General features: G+C 71.4%; 18 protein-coding genes. 10 read left to right on the top strand and 8 right to left on the bottom strand.

The features are described from left to right. Nucleotides 1-14: 14 nt before the first annotated feature. The 4 genes from ACIBKY_RS20750 to ACIBKY_RS20735 form a co-directional block, all read right to left on the bottom strand. Nucleotides 15-863, bottom strand: coding sequence for a carbohydrate ABC transporter permease (locus tag ACIBKY_RS20750; protein WP_379620524.1), 849 nt, complete (start codon nt 861-863; stop codon nt 15-17). After that, nucleotides 860-1,726: a carbohydrate ABC transporter permease gene (locus ACIBKY_RS20745; RefSeq protein ID WP_397098354.1), complete on the bottom strand. Its 867-nt coding sequence runs from the start codon at nt 1,724-1,726 to the stop codon at nt 860-862. Before ACIBKY_RS20745 ends, ACIBKY_RS20750 begins: the two co-directional genes overlap by 4 nt. Continuing rightward, nucleotides 1,723-3,081, bottom strand: a complete 1,359-nt coding sequence (locus ACIBKY_RS20740; protein WP_397098352.1) for an ABC transporter substrate-binding protein — start codon at nt 3,079-3,081, stop codon at nt 1,723-1,725. Before ACIBKY_RS20740 ends, ACIBKY_RS20745 begins: the two co-directional genes overlap by 4 nt. Before the next feature lie 70 nt (nt 3,082-3,151). Next, on the bottom strand, nt 3,152-4,123 hold the full coding sequence (locus tag ACIBKY_RS20735) for a LacI family DNA-binding transcriptional regulator (protein WP_397098350.1): 972 nt from the start codon (nt 4,121-4,123) through the stop codon (nt 3,152-3,154). 146 nt (nt 4,124-4,269) lie between these two features. On the opposite strand from ACIBKY_RS20735, the gene ACIBKY_RS20730 reads away from it, so the two are divergent. From ACIBKY_RS20730 to ispG, 3 genes are read left to right on the top strand one after another with little or no spacing between them, the layout of a single operon-like run. Further along, a complete protein-coding gene (locus ACIBKY_RS20730; RefSeq protein WP_397098348.1) occupies nt 4,270-5,412 on the top strand; it encodes a mandelate racemase/muconate lactonizing enzyme family protein in 1,143 nt (380 codons plus the stop codon). 34 nt (nt 5,413-5,446) lie between these two features. Next, the gene (gene dxr / locus ACIBKY_RS20725) at nt 5,447-6,679 is read left to right on the top strand and encodes a 1-deoxy-D-xylulose-5-phosphate reductoisomerase (RefSeq protein ID WP_397098346.1); all 1,233 of its coding nucleotides are present in this window, start codon (nt 5,447-5,449) and stop codon (nt 6,677-6,679) included. Between the two features lie 10 nt (nt 6,680-6,689). After that, complete coding sequence (ispG, locus tag ACIBKY_RS20720; RefSeq protein WP_397098344.1) at nt 6,690-7,862, top strand: flavodoxin-dependent (E)-4-hydroxy-3-methylbut-2-enyl-diphosphate synthase; 1,173 nt, start codon at nt 6,690-6,692, stop codon at nt 7,860-7,862. Here the strand turns inward: ispG and ACIBKY_RS20715 are convergent. After that, complete coding sequence (locus tag ACIBKY_RS20715; RefSeq protein WP_397098342.1) at nt 7,846-10,077, bottom strand: xanthine dehydrogenase family protein molybdopterin-binding subunit; 2,232 nt, start codon at nt 10,075-10,077, stop codon at nt 7,846-7,848. The two genes, ispG and ACIBKY_RS20715, sit on opposite strands and share 17 nt — an antisense overlap. Nucleotides 10,078-10,213: 136 nt before the next feature. On the opposite strand from ACIBKY_RS20715, the gene ACIBKY_RS20710 reads away from it, so the two are divergent. From ACIBKY_RS20710 to ACIBKY_RS20700, 3 genes are read left to right on the top strand one after another with little or no spacing between them, the layout of a single operon-like run. Further along, nucleotides 10,214-11,842, top strand: a complete 1,629-nt coding sequence (locus tag ACIBKY_RS20710) for an alpha/beta hydrolase (protein ID WP_397098340.1) — start codon at nt 10,214-10,216, stop codon at nt 11,840-11,842. Nucleotides 11,843-11,878: 36 nt separating this feature from the next. Next, entirely contained in the window at nt 11,879-12,721 is an 843-nt protein-coding gene (locus tag ACIBKY_RS20705; RefSeq protein ID WP_397098432.1) for a GNAT family N-acetyltransferase, read from the top strand. Nucleotides 12,722-12,771: 50 nt separating this feature from the next. Beyond that, the gene (locus tag ACIBKY_RS20700; RefSeq protein WP_397098338.1) at nt 12,772-13,287 is read left to right on the top strand and encodes a disulfide bond formation protein DsbA; all 516 of its coding nucleotides are present in this window, start codon (nt 12,772-12,774) and stop codon (nt 13,285-13,287) included. Here the strand turns inward: ACIBKY_RS20700 and ACIBKY_RS20695 are convergent. Then, nucleotides 13,259-13,909, bottom strand: a complete 651-nt coding sequence (locus ACIBKY_RS20695) for a TetR/AcrR family transcriptional regulator (protein WP_397098336.1) — start codon at nt 13,907-13,909, stop codon at nt 13,259-13,261. The two genes, ACIBKY_RS20700 and ACIBKY_RS20695, sit on opposite strands and share 29 nt — an antisense overlap. Nucleotides 13,910-13,993: 84 nt before the next feature. On the opposite strand from ACIBKY_RS20695, the gene ACIBKY_RS20690 reads away from it, so the two are divergent. The 4 genes from ACIBKY_RS20690 to ACIBKY_RS20675 all read left to right on the top strand — a co-directional run bounded on the left by ACIBKY_RS20690 (nt 13,994) and on the right by ACIBKY_RS20675 (nt 16,913). Then, nucleotides 13,994-14,365, top strand: coding sequence for a nuclear transport factor 2 family protein (locus tag ACIBKY_RS20690; RefSeq protein ID WP_397098334.1), 372 nt, complete (start codon nt 13,994-13,996; stop codon nt 14,363-14,365). 2 nt (nt 14,366-14,367) lie between these two features. Then, nucleotides 14,368-15,219, top strand: a complete 852-nt coding sequence (locus tag ACIBKY_RS20685; protein ID WP_397098332.1) for a TIGR03560 family F420-dependent LLM class oxidoreductase — start codon at nt 14,368-14,370, stop codon at nt 15,217-15,219. A gap of 67 nt (nt 15,220-15,286) precedes the next feature. Continuing rightward, nucleotides 15,287-15,955: a dihydrofolate reductase family protein gene (locus ACIBKY_RS20680; RefSeq protein WP_397098330.1), complete on the top strand. Its 669-nt coding sequence runs from the start codon at nt 15,287-15,289 to the stop codon at nt 15,953-15,955. A gap of 25 nt (nt 15,956-15,980) precedes the next feature. Next, complete coding sequence (locus tag ACIBKY_RS20675) at nt 15,981-16,913, top strand: GTP cyclohydrolase, FolE2/MptA family (RefSeq protein WP_397098329.1); 933 nt, start codon at nt 15,981-15,983, stop codon at nt 16,911-16,913. Here the strand turns inward: ACIBKY_RS20675 and ACIBKY_RS20670 are convergent. After that, complete coding sequence (locus ACIBKY_RS20670; protein WP_397098327.1) at nt 16,899-17,294, bottom strand: DUF3037 domain-containing protein; 396 nt, start codon at nt 17,292-17,294, stop codon at nt 16,899-16,901. The genes ACIBKY_RS20675 and ACIBKY_RS20670 overlap by 15 nt on opposite strands. Beyond that, nucleotides 17,291-18,100, bottom strand: coding sequence for a HipA family kinase (locus ACIBKY_RS20665; RefSeq protein ID WP_397098325.1), 810 nt, complete (start codon nt 18,098-18,100; stop codon nt 17,291-17,293). The genes ACIBKY_RS20670 and ACIBKY_RS20665 overlap by 4 nt, the downstream gene beginning before the upstream one ends. Nucleotides 18,101-18,125 lie beyond the last annotated feature (25 nt).

The following is an 18,125-nucleotide window of genomic DNA, read 5'->3' as shown; positions in this document are numbered from 1 at the left end:
CCTTTCGCGAGTTGTCAGCCCTTGACGCCGGTGAATCCCAGACCGGCGACGATGTACTTCTGGAAGACCAGGAAGACCAGCACCGGCGGGGCGAGCGCCATCGCCATGGCGGCGATCAGCTCGTCCTGCGGCGCCTGCTCGGCCAGGTTGGCCAGCGCGACGCTGATCGGCTGCTTCTCCGGGTCGGTGATGGCCACGAGGGGCCAGATGAAGTCCTTCCAGCTGTGCATGACGGCCAGCAGGCTGATGACCGCCACGATCGGCCGGCTCATCGGCAGCACGATCTTGGTGAGCAGCTGCCAGGTGGTAGCCCCGTCGATGCGCGCCGCCGCGAACAGCTCGGCGGGCAGCGCGTCGAAGAAGCGCTTGGCCAGCAGCACGTTGAACGCGCTCGCGCCCGCCGGCAGCCAGATGGCCCAGTAGGTGTCGACCAGCCCCAGGTCGATGACGGTCATGAACAGGCTGACCATCGAGACCGTGTAGGGGACGAACATCGTGGCCAGGATCGCCCCGTACACGTACCGGCCGAACCGGGGCCGCAGCACCGACAGCGCGAACCCGGCGGTGACCGCCACGAACAACTGCACCGCCCACGCCCCGCCGACGACCTGCAGCGTGTTGAGCAGGTACCCGCCGACACCCAGATCGGCCCAGGCGGTGGCGAAGTTCTCCGGGCGCGGGTCGGCCGGCCACAACTCCAGCGGCTTGGCGATCAGGTCGGCCGAAGGCGAGATCGCCCCCTTGACCGTCATGTAGAGCGGCCCGATCCCCAGCGCCACCAGCAGGCCGAGCGTGACCCACTGGATCGAGCGCAGCGCCGCCCGTACGGCCGGCCGCCGCTCCTCCACCGGCGAGATCATCATGAGGCGCTCCAGCTCCGGGTGGCCCGCAGGTAGACCGCGGACAGGATGCCCAGGACGACCGCCAGCAGCAGCGACAGCGCGGCCGCCTGGCCGTAGGCGCCGTCCTGGAAGGCGTAGCGGAAGATCAGCAGCAGGACGGTCAGGGTGGAGTTCTCCGGGCCGCCGCCGGTGAAGACGTACGGCTCGGTGAACACCTGCATGGTGGTGATGAGCTGCATGAGCAGCAGCAGCCCGATGACCGGGCGCAGCTGCGGCAGCGTGATGTGCCAGATCCGGGCGCGGATGGAGGCGCCGTCCATCTGGGCGGCCTCGTACAGCTCCGAGGGGATGCCGACGATGGCCGCCAGGTAGATGAGGACGGCGCCGCCCATCCCCGCCCACGTCGACTGGAGCACCAGGCTGAGCATCGCGCTGCCGGGCGAGTCCAGCCACGGGAACGGTCCCAGGCCGACCAGGCCGAACAGCTCGTTGAACAGGCCGTGCCCGGGGTCGTAGAACCACTTCCACAGCAGGATCGCCACCACCGGGGGGATGACGACCGGCAGGTAGACGAGGAACCGGTAGAGGCCGGCCGCCCGCCGTACCGTGGCCATGACCGTGGCCAGCACCAGCGGGGCCGGGAAGCCGATCAGCAGCGCCAGCCCGACGAACAGCAGGGTGTTGCGGATCGAGATGCCCAGCAGCGGGTCGGCGAACAGGGCGGTGAAGTTGGCCAGTCCCACCCACTCGGCGGGGTCGACCAGGTTGGTGCTCTGGAAGCTGATCAGCAGCCCGCGCACGATCGGCCACCAGGAGAAGGCGCCGAAGACGATGAGCGCGGGCACCAGGAAGACCAGTGCCGTGAGCGTGTTCTTGCGGATCATCGCTGGGCGGCGGCGAGCTTGGCGTTCACGTCGGTCTCCGCCTTGGCCAGCAGCGCGTCGACGTCGGCGTCCTTGTCGGTGAGCACCGCCTGCACGACCGTGTCGAGCACCGCGTAGACCTGCTGGGCCTGCACGGGCGGCTCGGGCTTGAGCGTGAGCGCGGGCGTGCCCTCCAGCCAGGGCGCGAAGTGCTCAAGCTTGACGTTCACGTGCGGCTTGACCGCCTCGTCGATCTTGGCCTGCTGGGCGGCGTCGAACATCGGCAGGGTCGGCACGCCCACCGCCGACTCGGGATCGGCGGCGAGCTGCTTGGCCCGCTCCGCCGCCGCGGCCGGGTCGTAGGCGGGCTGGGCGTAGGCGAACAGCAGCCACTTCACCGCCGCCGCGGCCTTCTCCTTGCTCACCGACTTGGGCACCAGGTAGACGTCGCCGCCGGTCAGCGTGGCCTTGCCGCCGGCCTGGGGGAGCGGGCCGATGCCGAACGCGTCGGTGTTCTCCATGCCGTAGGTCATCTTGGCCAGGCGGTAGGTGCCCGGCGTGCCCATGTACATGCCGATCTCGCCGGCGGCGAAGCGCTTGATGACGTCGTTCTGGTCGTTGAGCTGGTTGCTGCCCATCGAGTCGTCGCTCCAGCGCATCTCCTTGAGCAGGGTCAGCGCCTTCTTCGCGGGCTCGGCGTTGAAGGCGGCGACGTACTTGCCGCCGCTGTCCTTCTCGATCTCGCCGCCGTGGGTGTAGGTGAGCATCGTGAGCTGCCAGCCGCCCTGGTTGCTCTTCGACTCGTGGACGAAGCCGGCCTTGCCCGTCTTCCCGGCGATCCGCTTGGCGGCCGCGCGTACCTCCTGCCAGGTGGCGGGGGGCTTGTCCGGGTCGAGCCCGGCCTTGGTGAACAGCTCGCGGTTGTAGACCAGGCCCTGGGCGAAGGGGGCCTGCGGCACGCCGTACACCTGGCCGGAGCCGTCGCTGAGCGGCTGCAGGACCTGCGGGTTGAACTCCTTGTAGTGCGCCCACTTGCCGAGCTCGGCGGTCAGCGGCTGTACCTGCCTGCGCGCGATGAGGCCCTGCGGCTCGGTCAGGGGGACCTTGATGACCTCCTCGGCCCGCCCGCCGGCCAGCTTGGCGGAGAACGTCAGCGGGTCGAAGGCGGTCGTCGAGCCCTGCACCTTGATGCCGGGGTTCTGCCGCTCGAAGTCCGCGACCATCGTCTTGAACTGGGCGAGGCCGGGCTTGTCCGTGGCGGGCGGCATGCCCTGCACGCGGATCACGACCGCGCCGTCGTCGGCGCTGGGTGATCCGCACGCCGCGAGCGCCGTGGCGAGGACGGCGCAGCCGAGAAGGGCGGCGGTGTGTTTCATGATGACTCTCCCGCGTTGGGGCAGGTGGGGATAGAGGTACGGCGAACGCCGTACCTCCGGGAGGTGGGGTTCAGCGCGGGGCGGGCCCCGTGGAGGCGCGCGGGATCAGGCGCGAGCCGATCTCCACCACGCGCCCCCCGCCCCTGCCCGCGATCGTGTCGATGAGCAGGTCGGCGGCCTGGGTGGCGACCTCGTCGGCGGAGATCCTGATCGTGGTCAGCGAGGGGGTGGACGTGGCGGCGAGCAGCGTGTCGTCGATGCCGATCACGCTGACGGCGCCGGGGACCTTGACGTCGAGCTTGGCGAGCTGGTGGAGCACGCCGAGGGCGACCAGGTCGTTGTGCGCGACGACGGCCGTGGCGTCGCCGGAGGCGACCAGGGTCGCGGCGTGCACGCCGGTCTCGAAGCGGGGCTCGTAGGGGCCGAGCTCGGCGAGCGAGAGCTCGTGCGCCTCGAACGACTCCCTGATGGACTTGCCGCGTTCGAGCTCGGGTCGCGAGCCGTTGACGAACACGCAGCGGGTGTGGCCGTAGGCCTTGAGGTGCTCGGCGGCCTGCGAGATGCCGGCCGCCAGCGAGATGCGCAGCTCGGGGATGCCCTCGACGTGCCGGTTGACCAGCACGAGCGGGATCTCCGCCGCCAGCTCGCGCAGCCGGTCCTCGCCGAGCATGGACGCCCAGAGCACCAGGCCGTCGACCCTTTTGGAGACGGTGGCGATGGTCTCGAGCTCGTCGAACTCCCGCTCGTCGGTGTCGGCGGCCAGGATCGTGTACCCCTGGCGCCGGGCCCTGGCCTGCATGGCCTTGAAGATCGGCGGGAAGAACGGGTTGTTTATGTCGGGGATGATCAGCCCGAGCGAGCCGGTCCTGCCGCCGCGAAGGGAGCGGGCGGCCGGGTTGGGCGCGTAGCCGAGCTTGGACGCCGCGTCGAGGATGCGCTGCAGCGTCTGTGGCTGCACCTGGTCGGGCGCGGTGAAGGCACGCGAGACGGTCGAGACGGAGACCCCGGCGGCGCTCGCCACTTCCTTGATGGTTACCGCCACTCCGGCCTCCTCTTCGTTGGTAGCCAGGATGCTTGCAAACGTTACCGCCATGCGTCAAGAGTGATAAATCCAGATCTTTTGCAGATTAAGCGGAGATGTCATGATGCGTTCTTGAGATTCTCGGGAACGTTTTCATAGGAGCACGAGTGAAGATCACCGGCTGGGAAGTGCTGACCCTGCCCGACCACGGCGACAGCATGATGCTGCTGGTCCTGGATACCGACGAGGGCCTGCACGGCATCGGCGAGGTGGGCATCCGCTCGCGCCAGAAGGCCGTCGCCGGCGCCATCGAGCACCTCGGCGAACTGCTCGTCGGCGAGGACCCGGCCAGGATCGAGCACCTCTGGCAGGTCATGTTCCGCCGCGGCTTCTTCCCGGCCGACCGCTTCGTGTCGGCGGCCATCGCCGCGGTGGACGTGGCGCTCTGGGACATCAAGGGCAAGGCCCTCGGCGTGCCCGTCTACGAACTGCTCGGCGGCCGCGTACGCGACCACGTGCCCGCCTACATCCACCTGGGCGACGACTACCACGACCGCGGGCGCTTCCTGGCCAAGGCCCGGGACCTGGTCGCGGAAGGCTGGGGGCACCTGCGCTTCGCCGTGCCCCACGCGCCGGACGGCGTCCTGGACCAGCGCGCCTCCATGCGGGCGGGGATCGAGCTGTTCCACCAGGTCAGGGCGGCGGTCGGGGACGAGGTGGAGCTCATACTCGACGTCCACACCCGGCTCGACCCGCCGGAGGCGCTCACCCTGTGCAGGGAGATCGAGGCGGCGCGGCCGTACTTCGTGGAGGACCCGCTGCGCAGTGAGGGCCCGGACGCCTACCGCATGCTCCGCTCCCGTACGGCGGCGCCGCTCGCGGCCGGCGAGCAGTTCGGCTCCAAGTGGGAGTTCCAGCGCCTGGTGGAGGCCGACCTGATCGACTACGCCCGGGTCGACGTGGGCGTGGCGGCGGGGCTGACCGAGGCCAAGAAGATCGCGGCCATGTGCGAGGCCCACTACGTCAAGCTCGCCACCCACAACCCGCTCGGTCCCGTCACCGCGGCCTCCTCGCTCCACCTCAACCTCGCCTGCCCGAACGCGGCGATCCAGGAGCACCAGGAGCAGCCGGAGCCCGAGATCGACGCGCTGTTCACCGCCCGGCCGAAGATCCACGCCGGCCGCGTGGAGATATCCGAAATTCCCGGTATCGGGGTGGACATCGACCGGGACGCCGCCCGCCGATACCGGGCCGTCGCCGCGGAGCGGCCCCATCTGCGCGGCCCGGACGGCGCTTTCACCAACTGGTGAGCGGGGCGGCCCTCCCGGGCGGGACAATGGAGCCGTGCACGCAGACATCTCCCGCCCCGTCGTCGTCCTCGGCTCCACCGGCTCGATCGGCACCCAAGCGCTCGACGTGATCGCCGCCCACCCGGCCGGCTTCCACGTGGTGGCGCTGGCGGCCGGGGGCGGCAGAGCCGGCCTGCTGGCCGAGCAGGCCGCCCGGTTCGGGGTCGAGGCGGTCGCGGTGGCCGACGCGGCGGCCGTACCGGAGCTGCAGGAGGCGCTGGCGGCGCGCGGCGTTCGGCCCGAGGTGCTGGCCGGGCCCGAGGGCGTCGCCGAGGTCGCCACCTGGACGCCCAGCGGGTCCGGCGACCTGCCCGGGGCGGCCTGGGCTCCGGGCGCCACGCCGCTGGTGCTCAACGGCATCACCGGCGCCCTCGGCCTGACCTCCACGCTGGCCGCGCTCGACGCCGGGCGCACGCTCGCCCTGGCCAACAAGGAATCCCTGATCATCGGCGGACCCCTGGTCAAGCGGCGGGCCAAGCCAGGCCAGATCGTGCCGGTCGACTCCGAGCACTCGGCGCTGCAGCAGTCGCTGTGGGCCTCGGGACCCTCCGGGTACGACCCCGAGGCGGTCCGCAAGCTCATCGTCACCGCGTCCGGCGGGCCGTTCCGCGGCAGGCGGCGCGCCGAGCTCACCGGCGTCACCCCCGAGATGGCCCTCGCCCATCCCACCTGGTCGATGGGGCCGGTCATCACCATCAACTCCGCGACCCTGGTCAACAAGGGTCTGGAGGTCATCGAGGCGCACCTGCTGTTCGACATCGGCTTCGAGCGCATCGAGGTCGTCGTCCACCCGCAGTCGATCATCCACTCCATGGTCGAGTACGTGGACGGCTCCACCATCGCCCAGGCCAGCCCGCCCGACATGCGCCTGCCGATCGCGCTGGCGCTCGGCCACCCCCACCGCGTCGACGGCGCCGCCCGGCCGGTCGACTGGAGCACCGCCCACACCTGGACCTTCGAGCCGCTCGACAACGAGGCGTTCCCCAGCGTCGAGCTGGCCAGGCACGTCGGCACCGAGGGAGGCACCGCCCCGGCCGTCTACAACGCGGCCAACGAGGTCTGCGTGGACGCCTTCATGCGCGGCGCGCTGCCGTTCCTGGCGATCGTGGACACCGTGGCCGACGTCGTCGCGGAACACCAGGTCACCCCGGCCGACTCGGTCGAGGAAGTGCTCGCCGCCGACGCCTGGGCCCGTACACGTGCCGGTGAGCTCACCGGCGTTGCCTAGACTGGGTCCCGTGACTTCTGTAGCACTCGGCATTCCGACGGTCCGCCCGAAGCCGCTCGCCGAACGCCGGCACTCCCGCCAGATCATGGTCGGCAACGTGCCGGTGGGCGGCGACGCGCCGGTATCCGTGCAGTCGATGACGACCACGGTCACCGCCGACATCAACGCGACCCTGCAGCAGATCGCCGAGCTGACCGCCTCGGGCTGCCAGATCGTCCGCGTCGCGGTGCCGTCGCAGGACGACGCCGAGGCCCTGCCCATCATCGCCAAGAAGTCGCAGATCCCGGTCATCGCCGACATCCACTTCCAGCCGAAGTACGTCTTCGCCGCCATCGACGCGGGCTGCGCGGCGGTGCGCGTCAACCCGGGCAACATCAAGAAGTTCGACGACAAGGTCGGTGAGATCGCCAAGGCCGCCGCCGAGACGGGCACCCCGATCCGCATCGGCGTCAACGCCGGTTCGCTCGACCCCCGCCTCCTGCAGAAGTACGGCAAGGCCACCCCCGAGGCGCTGGTCGAGTCCGCGCTGTGGGAATGCTCACTGTTCGAGGAGCACGGCTTCCGCGACATCAAGATCTCGGTCAAGCACAACGACCCGGTCGTGATGATCAACGCCTACCGGCTGCTCGCCCAGAGGTGCGACTACCCGCTCCACCTCGGCGTCACCGAGGCCGGGCCCGCCTTCCAGGGCACGATCAAGTCGGCGGTCGCCTTCGGCGCGCTGCTGGCCGAGGGCATCGGCGACACCATCCGCGTCTCGCTGTCGGCTCCTCCGGTCGAGGAGGTCAAGGTCGGCGCCCAGATCCTGGAGTCGCTCGGGCTGCGCGAGCGCGGCCTGGAGATCGTCTCCTGCCCGTCCTGCGGCCGCGCCCAGGTCGACGTCTACACGCTGGCCGAGCAGGTCCAGGCCGGTCTTGAGGGCATGAAGGTGCCGCTGCGCGTGGCCGTCATGGGCTGCGTCGTCAACGGTCCCGGCGAGGCCCGCGAGGCCGACCTCGGCGTCGCCTCCGGCAACGGCAAGGGCCAGATCTTCGTCAAGGGCGAGGTCATCAAGACCGTCCCCGAGTCGCAGATCGTGGAGACCCTCATCGAGGAGGCCATGCGCATCGCCGACGAGATGGGCGTCGAGATCGACCTCGACGACGAGGACGCCCCCGGCCCGCAGGTCACCGTGGCGGGCTGAGCCAGCCCCACACCACCTCGGGCGTCATCGGGGTGCGCGTCACCCGCTCGGCGACCTCGGGCAGTGCCGCGGCGACCGCGTTGGCGATCGCCGCGGGCGGCCCGATCGTGCCCGACTCCCCGGCGCCCTTCATGCCGCCCGGCGTGATCGGCGACGGGGAACTGCGCAGCACCACCGTGATGTCCGGCACGTCGCGCACCGTCGGCGTCAGATACATGGCGCCCGGCTGCCCGTCCGCCGTGTAGACGACCTCCTCGGTCAGCGCCATCCCGATGCTCTGCGCGATGCCGCCGGCCAGCTGGCCCTCGACGATGGCCGGGTTGACGACCACACCGGAGTCGGCGACCGCCCAGTAGCCCTCCACCTCGACCTTCCCCGTCTCCGGGTCGACGGCCACCGCCGCCGCGTGCGCGCCGTAGGCGTAGGTGGTGTCCGGCGGGTCGTAGGACGCACGCTCCTCCAGGCCGGGCGAGAAGCCCTCCGGCAGGTCCCAGCCGCGCCAGGCGTGCGTGGCGATCTCCCGCAAGGTCAGCGCCGCGCGGGGATCGCCCTTCACCCGCACCGTGGCGTCGACCAGCTCCAGGTCCTCCGGCGCCGCCTCCAGCCGGTGCGCGGCCAGCGCGAGGAGGCGTTCCTTGAGCCGGTCGGCCGCCTGCCGTAGCGCGCCGCCGCCGACGACCAGCGACCGGCTCGCGATCGAGCCGATCCCCGAGTACGGCGTCGCCGCCGTGTCACCCAGCACCACCCGCACGCCCGCCAGGGGCACCCCGACGCGCTCGGCGGCGATCTGCGCCAGCGTCGTCTCGATGCCCTGTCCCATCCCGGCCACGCCCGCGGACACGACCACCGAGGCGTCCGGCTCCATGCGCACCACCGCGGTCTCGAACCCGCCCGCCCGCATGCCCATCCGCCGCATCGCCTCCGACGGGCCGAGGCCGGTGCCCTCGACCTGGCAGGAGTACCCGACGCCGCGCCGCCGCCCGTCGTCCTTGGCGGGCGCCTCGACCAGCTCGCACAGGGCGCGCAGCGCGCCCGGGTAGTCGCCCGAGTCGTAGGCCTGGCCCATCCGGCTGGTGTAGGGCAGTTCCTCCGGGCCGATCAGGTTGCGCAGCCGCAGCTCGACGGGGTCCAGGCCGAGCCGCCTGGCCGCCTCGTCGATCAGCCGCTCCCTGGTCATCGCCGCCTCCGGCATGCCGAAGCCGCGGTAGGAGCCGGTCGGCACGGTGTTGGTGAGCACGCACCGCAGCCGCGCCCCCGCGCGCTCGAACCGGTACGGTCCCGGCAGCATCGAAGCGGTCACCGCGAACGGCGAGGTGCCCACGTTGGAGGGGTGCGCGCCCAGGTCGCCGAGCACGTCCGCGTGGATCGCCACGAACCGCCCGTCCGCGTCCAGGGCCAGCCGGGCCCGGTGCGCCGCCGACCGCGCCGGCAGCGACGCCACCAGCCGGTCGCCCGGTGTCTCCGCCCAGGCCACCGGGCGGCCCAGCCGCATCGCCGCCAGGCACACCAGCGCCTCGTCCGGGTACAGGTGCTCCTTGGAGCCGAAGCCGCCGCCGGTGTCGCCGGCCACCACCCGGATGCGGTCGAGCGTGAGGCCGAGCGCGTGCGCCGCGTGGTCGCGGACGTGGTGCGGGGCCTGGGTGGCGGTCCACAGCGTGAGGTTGCCGTCGGTGTGGTGGGCCACGACGCCGCGGGGCTCCATGGCGTACGGCGCGGCCCTGCCGTACCGGAAGGACATCTCCACGACGTGAGCCGCTTCGGCCTCCAGCGCGTCGGCGTCACCCAGCGTGAAGTCGGTGACCACCACGCCCTCGCCGAGGTCCACGACGGGCGGCAGTTCGGCGAGGTCCAGGTCGATGAGGTCGGCGGCGTCGCGGGCGAGTTCGGGAGTCCGGGCCACGACCAGGGCCACCGGCTGGCCGACGTAGCGGAGCGTGTCGTCGAGCACCGGGTAGCTGGTCTGGGCCTGGCCGGGGGCGACGGTGACGCAGGGGAGCGTGGCGCCGGGGGCCTCGCGGGCGGTGATCACGTCCAGCACGCCGTCGAGGCCGCGCACCGCGTCCGCCGCGCAGCCGAGCAGGCGGCCGTGCGCGATCGGACTCCTGACCACGAACGCGTGGACCATGCCGGGCAGGCGCACCGCGCCCACGAACCGGCCCGTGCCCGTCAGAAGTCGCGCGTCTTCCCTGCGGGGTGTCCTGGAGCCGATGACCATGTCGTGATTCTGGGCCGATTACAGAAGGCAATCAAGCGATTACACCATGGTAAGAGTTTCTCCATACCGAATGTAGTGGATCCGCCGCGGGCGGCACCATCGCAGTGCCGTACGACTAGAGCGGGGGAACAGCCGGGTGAAGCGGGTTGTCGGGATTGTCGCCGGACTGGCGGTGCTGGCCACGGGGGCCGTGGGGATGGGCGGCGCGGTGGCCGCGCCCACCGAGGCGTCCTCCGGGCGCGCGGACATCGTCTGGGAGAAGTGCGCGAACAAGAAGCAGGGGTCGGTCACCGGGAACGTGCTCGGCGGCACGGGGCTGGTCGACGAGGAGCCGGCGGGGCCGGGCGTCGAGTGCGCCACGCTGCGGGTGCCGCTCGACTACCGCGAGCCCATGGGACAGACCATCAAGATCGCCCTCAACCGGGTCAAGGGCAGCGTCTCGCGTGACCACCATCACCTTGGCACGCTCCTGGTCAACCCGGGCGGGCCCGGCGCCTCCGGGCGGGAACTGGCCGAGTACGTCGCCGCCGCGCTGCCGGGCAAGCTCGCCGAGCGCTTCGACGTGATCGGCTTCGACCCGCGCGGTGTCGGGTCCAGCGAGCCCGCGCTGCGCTGCGTCGACCCGGCCAAGTTCTACGCGCCGCCGCGGCCCGACGCCGTGCCGCGTACCGGCCGGGACCAGAACGTGCTGCAGGCGCGCGCCCGCGAGTACGCCGAGCGCTGCGGCAACCTGTGGGCCTGGATGCTGCCCCACATGACCACCGAGAACGTCGCCCGCGACATGGACACGATCCGCGCCGCGCTCGACGAGCAGGAGATCAGCTACCTCGGCTACTCCTACGGCACCTACCTCGGCGCCGCCTACGCCACGCTCTTCCCCGAGCGGGTCAAGCGCCTGGTGCTCGACAGCAGCGTCGACCCCGACGGCGTCTGGTACAAGGCCAACCTGGCCCAGGACCGCGGCTTCGAGCGCAGGCACCGCGACTTCCTCGCCTGGACGGCCAAGAACAACAAGGTGTACAAGCTGGGCCGTACCGCCAAGCAGACGAGCTTCGCCTGGTACGAGATGCGCTCGCGCCTGCGTGGGCGGCCCGCCGGGGGCGTCGTCGGCCCGAGCGAGCTCGACGACATCTTCACCGTCGGCGGCTACACCGACACCATCTGGCCCTCGCTGGCGCAGGCCTGGGCGAGCTACGTCCGCAAGGGCGAGACGAAGGACCTGGTCGCGGCGTTCAGGCGCCACGGCGAGAAGGACGCGGAGGACGAGAACGGCTACGCCGTCTACCTGGGTGTGCAGTGCCGCGACGCCGCCTGGCCGCGCGACTGGAAGGTGTGGCAGTCCGACATGAGCCAGCTGCACCGCAAGGCGCCGTTCCTGACCTGGCCCAACGCCTGGTACAACGCGCCGTGCGCCTACTGGTCCGTACCCGGCGGGAAGCCGCCCAGGATCCAGGGGGCCAAGGAACTGCCGCCGGTGCTCATGCTGCAGTCGAAGGGCGACGCGGCCACGCCGTACGTGGGGGCGTTGAACATGCGCAAGCTCTTCCCCACCGCCCGCATGCTCACCGAGTCCGGCGGCAACCACGGCATCTCGCTGGCGGGCAACCGCTGTGTGGACAAGGCACTGGCCGCGTATCTCGCCGACACCACCGTGCCCAAGTTCGGCGCTACTTGCCCGAGTCTGCCCGCGCCGCGCCCAGCGGCTCGCATGGCGTCCGGTTTGCCCCAGGGTCACGAAAGGCTCACCGACGTCATTGCGAGATGAGCCAATCGGGGGGCGTTCGCGTAGTCTGACCGTGTGATGCTGCGTACATCGGCGTCGCGCGTGCTCGATGACAGCGATCGCGATGAGGTGCTCGACCTCCTGGACACCGATCCGGTCGCCAACGTCTTCGTCGCCTCCCGGGTGCGGACCGTCGGACTCAATCCGGCACGGCTGGGTGGTCAGATGTGGGGCTTCGGGCCGCGCGGCGGTCTCGTCTCGCTCTGCTATGCCGGTGCCAACCTGGTGCCCGTCAACGCCGGCCCCGAAGCCGTGCACGCCTTCGCGGACCGTGCGCGCAAACAGGGCCGGCGGTGCTCGTCCATCGTGGGCCCGCAGGGCGCGGTGTCGCTGCTGTGGGAGCGGCTGGAGCCGCACTGGGGGCGGGCGCGGGCGATCCGCTGGGCGCAGCCGGTGATGGCGACCGCGCAGAAGCCGTCGGTTCCGGCCGATCCGCTGGTACGGCGGGTGCGGCCGGAGCAGTTCGAGCGGCTGCTGCCCGCCTGCGTGGCGATGTTCACCGAGGAGGTGGGTGTCTCGCCCAACGCCGGTGACGGGGGCGCCCTCTACCGCACCCGGGTGGCCGAGCTCATCCGGATCGGGCGCTCCTACGCCCGGATCGACGACGGCCGGGTCGTCTTCAAGGCGGAGGTCGGGGCGGTGACGCCGCAGGCCTGCCAGATCCAGGGCGTGTGGGTGGACCCGCAGCTCAGGGGGCAGGGGCACGCGGTGGCCGGGATGGCCGCCGTGGTGGAGGCGGCGCTGGCCTGCTTCGCGCCGGTGGTGACGCTGTACGTCAACGACTTCAACCGCTCGGCGCGGGCGGTGTACCGGAAGGTCGGGTTCCACGAAGTGGACACCTTCATGTCGGTACTTTTCTAGTTATGTTGGTGTCCTTTTGGTTTGACCCGAGCTGTCCGTATACGTGGATTGTGTCCCGGTGGCTCGTCGAGGCCGCAGACGTGCGCCCGCTCGACATCCGCTGGCGGCTGCTCAGCCTGGCCGCCCTGAACGAGCACCTGGAGGTGGACCCGGAAGGGGACACCGAGGGGTACCTGTGGTTGCCGGCCCGGGTCTGCGCCGCCGTGGAACTCGCCCACGGCTCGGCCGCGCTGGGCCGCTTCTACGAGGAGATGCGGAAGCTCGACGGCTGGGACTGGACGCCGGCCCTGGAAGCCGCCGGGCTCCCGCCCGAACTGGCCGCGGCGGCGGAGAGCACCGAACACGACGACCACCTGCGCGCCTCGACCGCGGAGGGCGTGGCGAAGGTCGGGCCGCACGTGGGCACCCCCATCATCGCCGTCGAGAACGGCCCGGCCTGGTTCGGCCCCGTGATCTCCCAGATCCCGCGGGGACAGGCCGCCGGAGCCCTGTGGGACGCCGCGGTGGTCATGGCAGCGACGCCCGGCTTCCACGAGCTCAAGGGCGCTCCGCACGCCGAGATCTAGGCGCGTAGTCCTGGAGGCCGCGGGCCAGGAGGGTGAAGGCGCGCTCGCCGTACCGGCGCACGTCGCCCGCGAGCTCGCGCACCCGATCGTCGGACAGCACGCGGACGCGGGCCAGATCCACCATCGCCCGGTGCACCCCGACCAGCGCGCCCGCCGCCACCCGGGCCGTGGTCTCGTCGCCGGTGTCGGCGGCGATCGCGCGGGCCAGGTCGGCGGTGAGCCGGGTGAAGGCCTGGGCCTCCCTGGCCTGCAGGGCGGCGCTCTCTGAGATGACCCGATGGACGGTGCGGGCGCGGGAGAGCGCCTCCTCGTCGCCCTCGGCGATGGCCTCCAGCAGGCCGCCGGACTCCAGCAGGAAGCGCCGCACGGCCGCGATCACGGGCTCGCCCGCCGCCCTCCCGGAAACGGCGGCGACCAGGCGGGCCCCGAACTCGTCCAGGCCCGAGTAGAAAAGGTCCTCCTTGCCCGGGAAGTAATTGAAGACGGTGGCCGGCCCCACCTGCGCCTCCCGTGCGATCTCCGCGACCGTCACCCGGTCGAAGCCGCGCTCGGAGAACAGCCGCCAGGCCGTCTCCATGATCTGCTGACGCGTCAGCTCCTTCTTGCGCTCCCGCAGCCCCACCCTCGCTCCAAACTTAGAGTTGCTATAAGTCGATAGTAACTCTAGATTGAGAGTAAGTACACGATTCGAGCGAGGAGGACCACCATGTCCGCGGAAGTTCTCGATCTGGTGAACCGCTGGGCCGCCGCCGAGCAGGCCAACGACGCCACGGCCCTCGACGCGCTCCTGGCCGACGGCTTCGTCGGAGTGGGCCCGCTGGGGTTCGTGCTCACGCGCGAACAGTGGCTGGTCCGGTTCGACAACGGCCTGGTCAACAGCGCCTTCGTGGTGGAGGAGCCACAGGTGCACGAGCACGGTTCCGCCGCGGTCGTCGTCGGCGTGGACGCGCAGGAGACCACGTTCGGCGGGCGCGACAACTCCGGCCGCTTCCGGCTCACACTGTCGGCCGTGCGCCAGGAGGCCGGGTGGAGGATCGCGAGCGTCCACCTAGGGCCGCTGCGGCAGATGGGCGGCTAGCCATGCGCGTCAGCATCGGGCTGACCAACTACTCGTGGCCGGAGGGGCCGGGCCGGCTCGCCGACGTCGCCAAGGCCGCCGACGACGGCGGTGTGGACACCCTCTGGGTGCCCGACCACCTCCTGCAGGCCGACCCGACCGCCACCCCTGACCAGCGCGAGATGTACGAGGCCTACACCACCCTCGGCTACCTGGCTGCCCACACCGGCCGCGTACGCCTGGGCACCATGGTCACCGCCGTCACCTTCCGCGAGCCGGCGCTGCTGGTCAAGGCGGTCACCACGGTCCACGCGCTCTCCGGCGGCCGGGCGTGGCTGGGCATAGGCGCCGGGTACCACGAGGAGGAGGCGCACGCGATGGGCGTCCCGCTGCCGCCGGTCGCCGAGCGCTTCGACCGCCTGGAGGAGACGCTGCGCATCGCCCGGCACATGTGGTCCGGCGACGAGTCCCCGTACGAAGGCACCCACTACCACCTGGCCCGCCCCACAAGCCACCCACGCCCCGAGACCCGCCCGAGAGTACTGATCGGCGGCACCGGGGAACGCCGCACCCTGCCCCTCGTGGCCCGGTACGCCGACGCGTGCAACGTCTTCGACATCCCCGACGACGGTCACACCGTACGCAGGAAGCTGTCCGTCCTGGCCAGGGAGTGCGAGAAGATAGCCCGCCCCTACGAAGAGATCGAAAAAACCCTATCCACCCGCCTGAACCCGGGCGAATCCGCAACCTCCTTCACCCGCCGCTGCGAACAGGCGGCCGCATGGGGCATCGACCACGCCGTCGTCATCACCGCAGGCCCCTGGACCCCCGCAAACCTGAAAACCCTCACCACGGCCGTCCGGCAGTTGCGGTAGACAGGGCGGGCGGGGCGACGGCATGCTCGTAGTCGATCGGCAGCCCGTTTCCCACCCTTAGGGAGCCATGCGCAGGCCTTTACTGGCGGCGAGCTTCGGCGGCTCGTTCACGGGCCACATCTGGCACCGTGATCAGCCGATCCTCGGCAGCCGGCGCGACCGGTACATGCTGGAGTGGCTGCGGGCCCGGGCGGACGTGCTGCTCTACGGGGCCGGCACCGTACGCGTCGACCGGCGGCGCATCCGGTTCACCTTCCCCGACCTGCGCTCGCACTACGCAGAACGCGGCGGCGGGTCCGTCCCGCCGCTGGCCGTCGTGGCCACCCGGGCGGACTTCGACTGGGAGGATCCGTTCTGGACCACTCCCACGGACAAGACGCTGTTCCTCCTGGGCGAGGCGCGTACGGAGGGGATTCCCGGCCACGTCCAGGTGATCACCGACGTGCCGGATCTGCCCGGTGTGCTCGACCGGCTGGGCGCGCTCGGCCACTCCAGGGTGCTGTACGAGGGCGGCGGCCGGCTCTACGCGTCGCTGTGCCGGCTCGACCTCGTGGACGAGCTCTTCTACACGGTCACGCCGTGGCTGATGGGCAGCGACGCCGCCCCGGTCACCGCGCGGCCGCTGCCGCCGCAGCGCTACACACTGGTGTCGGCCACCACCGCCGATCAGGAAGTGTTCCTTCGATATCGCACCCCAAGCGGCCGAGTCTGGACGACCTGCGCGGTTCCCGGCTAGGCCGCCGGCGAGAGGACGCACACGCATGACCCTGACGAAGCACCCCTATGCCGACGATTTTTACGATGTCCCCGCACAGAAACCCGCCGTCAGCATCGCGCTGGACCGGGTCGGTGTCCACGGCCAGCGCGTGCTCCTCGACGTGGCCGACGAGTTGTTCGGCGGAGTGCGGGAGCTCCTGTGCGACGCGCGGGCGGAGGTGTCGCTGGCCGCGGGCCAGCGGGGGATCCACATGTCGCGGATCGAGGGCGCGTTCGTGAACGCCCCCGGGGCGTTGCCGCTGGCGGAGATCGCCTCGGCGATCGCCAGGGAGGTCCGCGACACGCAGACGCAGGAGTCGGCGCGGGTGACGTTGCGGGCGTTCGCGCCGCTGCGCACCCGCACCCGCGTCACCGGGCTGGCTTCACCGGACACCGTCGAGGTCGCGGCGGTCGCGGTCGCCGGGCCGCAGCCGTCCGCCGGGCTGTCCCTCGCGGCGACCAACATCACCGCCTGTCCCTGCATGCAGGGATACGCGCTGAGCGAGCTGGTCGGCGAGCTCGGTCTCAGCCCCGACGAGGGCCGGCGGCTCATGGAGCGTGTGCCGATCGCCACGCACAGCCAGAAGGGACGGGTGCGCGTGGAGGTCACCGCGCCGGACGCCGGCCGGCTGCCCGACTACGCCTTCCTCCACCGCCTTGTCGATGGCCAGACGACGCTGACGCAGGAACTCCTCAAACGGCCCGACGAGTACGACCTCGTCCGGCGCTCCCATCTGCGGCCGCAGTTCGTCGAGGACGTGGTGCGCGGCGTGGCGGAGGGGCTGGCACGCGGGCTCGCGCAGAGCGCGGCCGTTCTTGAAGGCGTCGAACTGGACGTGTCCGCGGAGAGCTACGAGTCGATCCACGGCCACGACATCAGCGCCCGGCTCAGAATCCCGGCGACCGCCCTGCTCGCCGACCTCTCACTGCTGAAGTGAGGGGGAGGTGTGGACCAAGGTGGTGAGGAGGCGGTCGAGTTCGGTGTCCGGGTCTTCGGTGAGGCCGGCGTGGACGGGGCCCGTCTGGACGATGGTGCTTCTGGGGGCGGTCAGCCAGCGGAAGCGGGCGCCCAGGGGCTGGCTGGACAGGGGGCCGGAGGAGGCGTCGCAGGTGAGCTGGTAGGCGGCCAGCGCCCGGCGGAGGGCGGGGATGTCGGCGGACGGGTCCAGGGCGTGCAGGCGGGATTCGTCCAGGTCGATCCGGGCGCAGAGGTAGGAGCGGGGCTGGCAGTACAGGAGTACGCCGACGTTGATCTGCTCGCCGCGCTCCACGCGGGGGATCACGCGGATGACGGCGTACTCGTAGGCGTCCCTGCTCATCGTTCGCTTCCTCGCCAGAACTCGCCGACCGAGGCGGGGCCGGGCTTCGCCTTGGGTTCCTCGCCGCGGACCAGCCAGGTGCCGGGGCCGTGGGCGCGCTGGAGGAGGTGGTCGACGTAGGCCTGGCGGACGTCGGCCGCCGCGTCGAAGCCGGGCTCGCCGTCCAGCCACTCGTCGGGGACGAGGGCGGTGACCTCGCGCAGGAGGCCGGGGGTGATGCGGGCCGACAGGTCGGCGGCGGCCGCGTCGAGCTGGGTGGCGTAGGCGGCCAGGACGTGGTCGCTCGCGTCGAAGCGCCGCTGCGGGTCGGCGGTGCGCCAGTTGTGGTGGAACCAGAGCGCGGCGCCGTGGTCGATCAGCCAGACGGTGTTGTGCCAGACCAGGAGGTTGGGGTTGCGCCAGCTGCGGTCGATGTTGTGGATCAGGCCGTCGAACCAGACCACGCGCGAGGCGAACCCGGGGTCGGGCGGCCAGGCCAGCGGCTCGAAACCCAGCGCCCCGGGCAGGAAGTCGACGGCCAGGTTGAGCCCGGCGCTCTTGCGCAGCAGCTCCTGGACCTCCTCGTCGGGCTCGCGGTCGCCGAACTGCGGGTCGAGGTCGATGAGCTTCAGCTCGGGGGTACGCAGCCCGAGCCGCCTGGCCAGTTCGGCACAGATGATCTCGGCTACCAGAACCCGCCTGCCCTGACCGGCTTCGCGGAACTTGACGACATACGTGCCGAGATCGTCGGCCTCCACCACCCCGGGCAGCGACCCGCCCTCCCGCAGCGGCGTCACATACCTCGTCGCCGTGGCTCTCTCCAGCACGTGATCGAGGTTACCGCTGTTTCCG

It is taken from the genome of Nonomuraea sp. NPDC050394 (assembly GCF_044459065.1).
Classification (GTDB): domain Bacteria; phylum Actinomycetota; class Actinomycetes; order Streptosporangiales; family Streptosporangiaceae; genus Nonomuraea.
This window is presented reverse-complemented; position numbering and strand designations above follow the sequence as displayed.

Excerpts from the sequence above, each read along its gene's own strand:
- ACIBKY_RS20750 (WP_379620524.1), bottom strand. The coding sequence starts at position 863 with ATGATGATCTCGCCGGTGGAGGAGCGGCGGCCGGCCGTACGGGCGGCG.
- ACIBKY_RS20745 (WP_397098354.1), bottom strand. The coding sequence starts at position 1,726 with ATGATCCGCAAGAACACGCTCACGGCACTGGTCTTCCTGGTGCCCGCG.
- ACIBKY_RS20740 (WP_397098352.1), bottom strand. The coding sequence starts at position 3,081 with ATGAAACACACCGCCGCCCTTCTCGGCTGCGCCGTCCTCGCCACGGCG.
- ACIBKY_RS20715 (WP_397098342.1), bottom strand. The coding sequence starts at position 10,077 with ATGGTCATCGGCTCCAGGACACCCCGCAGGGAAGACGCGCGACTTCTG.
- ACIBKY_RS20705 (WP_397098432.1), top strand. The coding sequence starts at position 11,879 with ATGCTGCGTACATCGGCGTCGCGCGTGCTCGATGACAGCGATCGCGAT.
- ACIBKY_RS20690 (WP_397098334.1), top strand. The coding sequence starts at position 13,994 with ATGTCCGCGGAAGTTCTCGATCTGGTGAACCGCTGGGCCGCCGCCGAG.
- ACIBKY_RS20685 (WP_397098332.1), top strand. The coding sequence starts at position 14,368 with ATGCGCGTCAGCATCGGGCTGACCAACTACTCGTGGCCGGAGGGGCCG.
- ACIBKY_RS20680 (WP_397098330.1), top strand. The coding sequence starts at position 15,287 with ATGCGCAGGCCTTTACTGGCGGCGAGCTTCGGCGGCTCGTTCACGGGC.
- ACIBKY_RS20675 (WP_397098329.1), top strand. The coding sequence starts at position 15,981 with ATGACCCTGACGAAGCACCCCTATGCCGACGATTTTTACGATGTCCCC.
- ACIBKY_RS20670 (WP_397098327.1), bottom strand. The coding sequence starts at position 17,294 with ATGAGCAGGGACGCCTACGAGTACGCCGTCATCCGCGTGATCCCCCGC.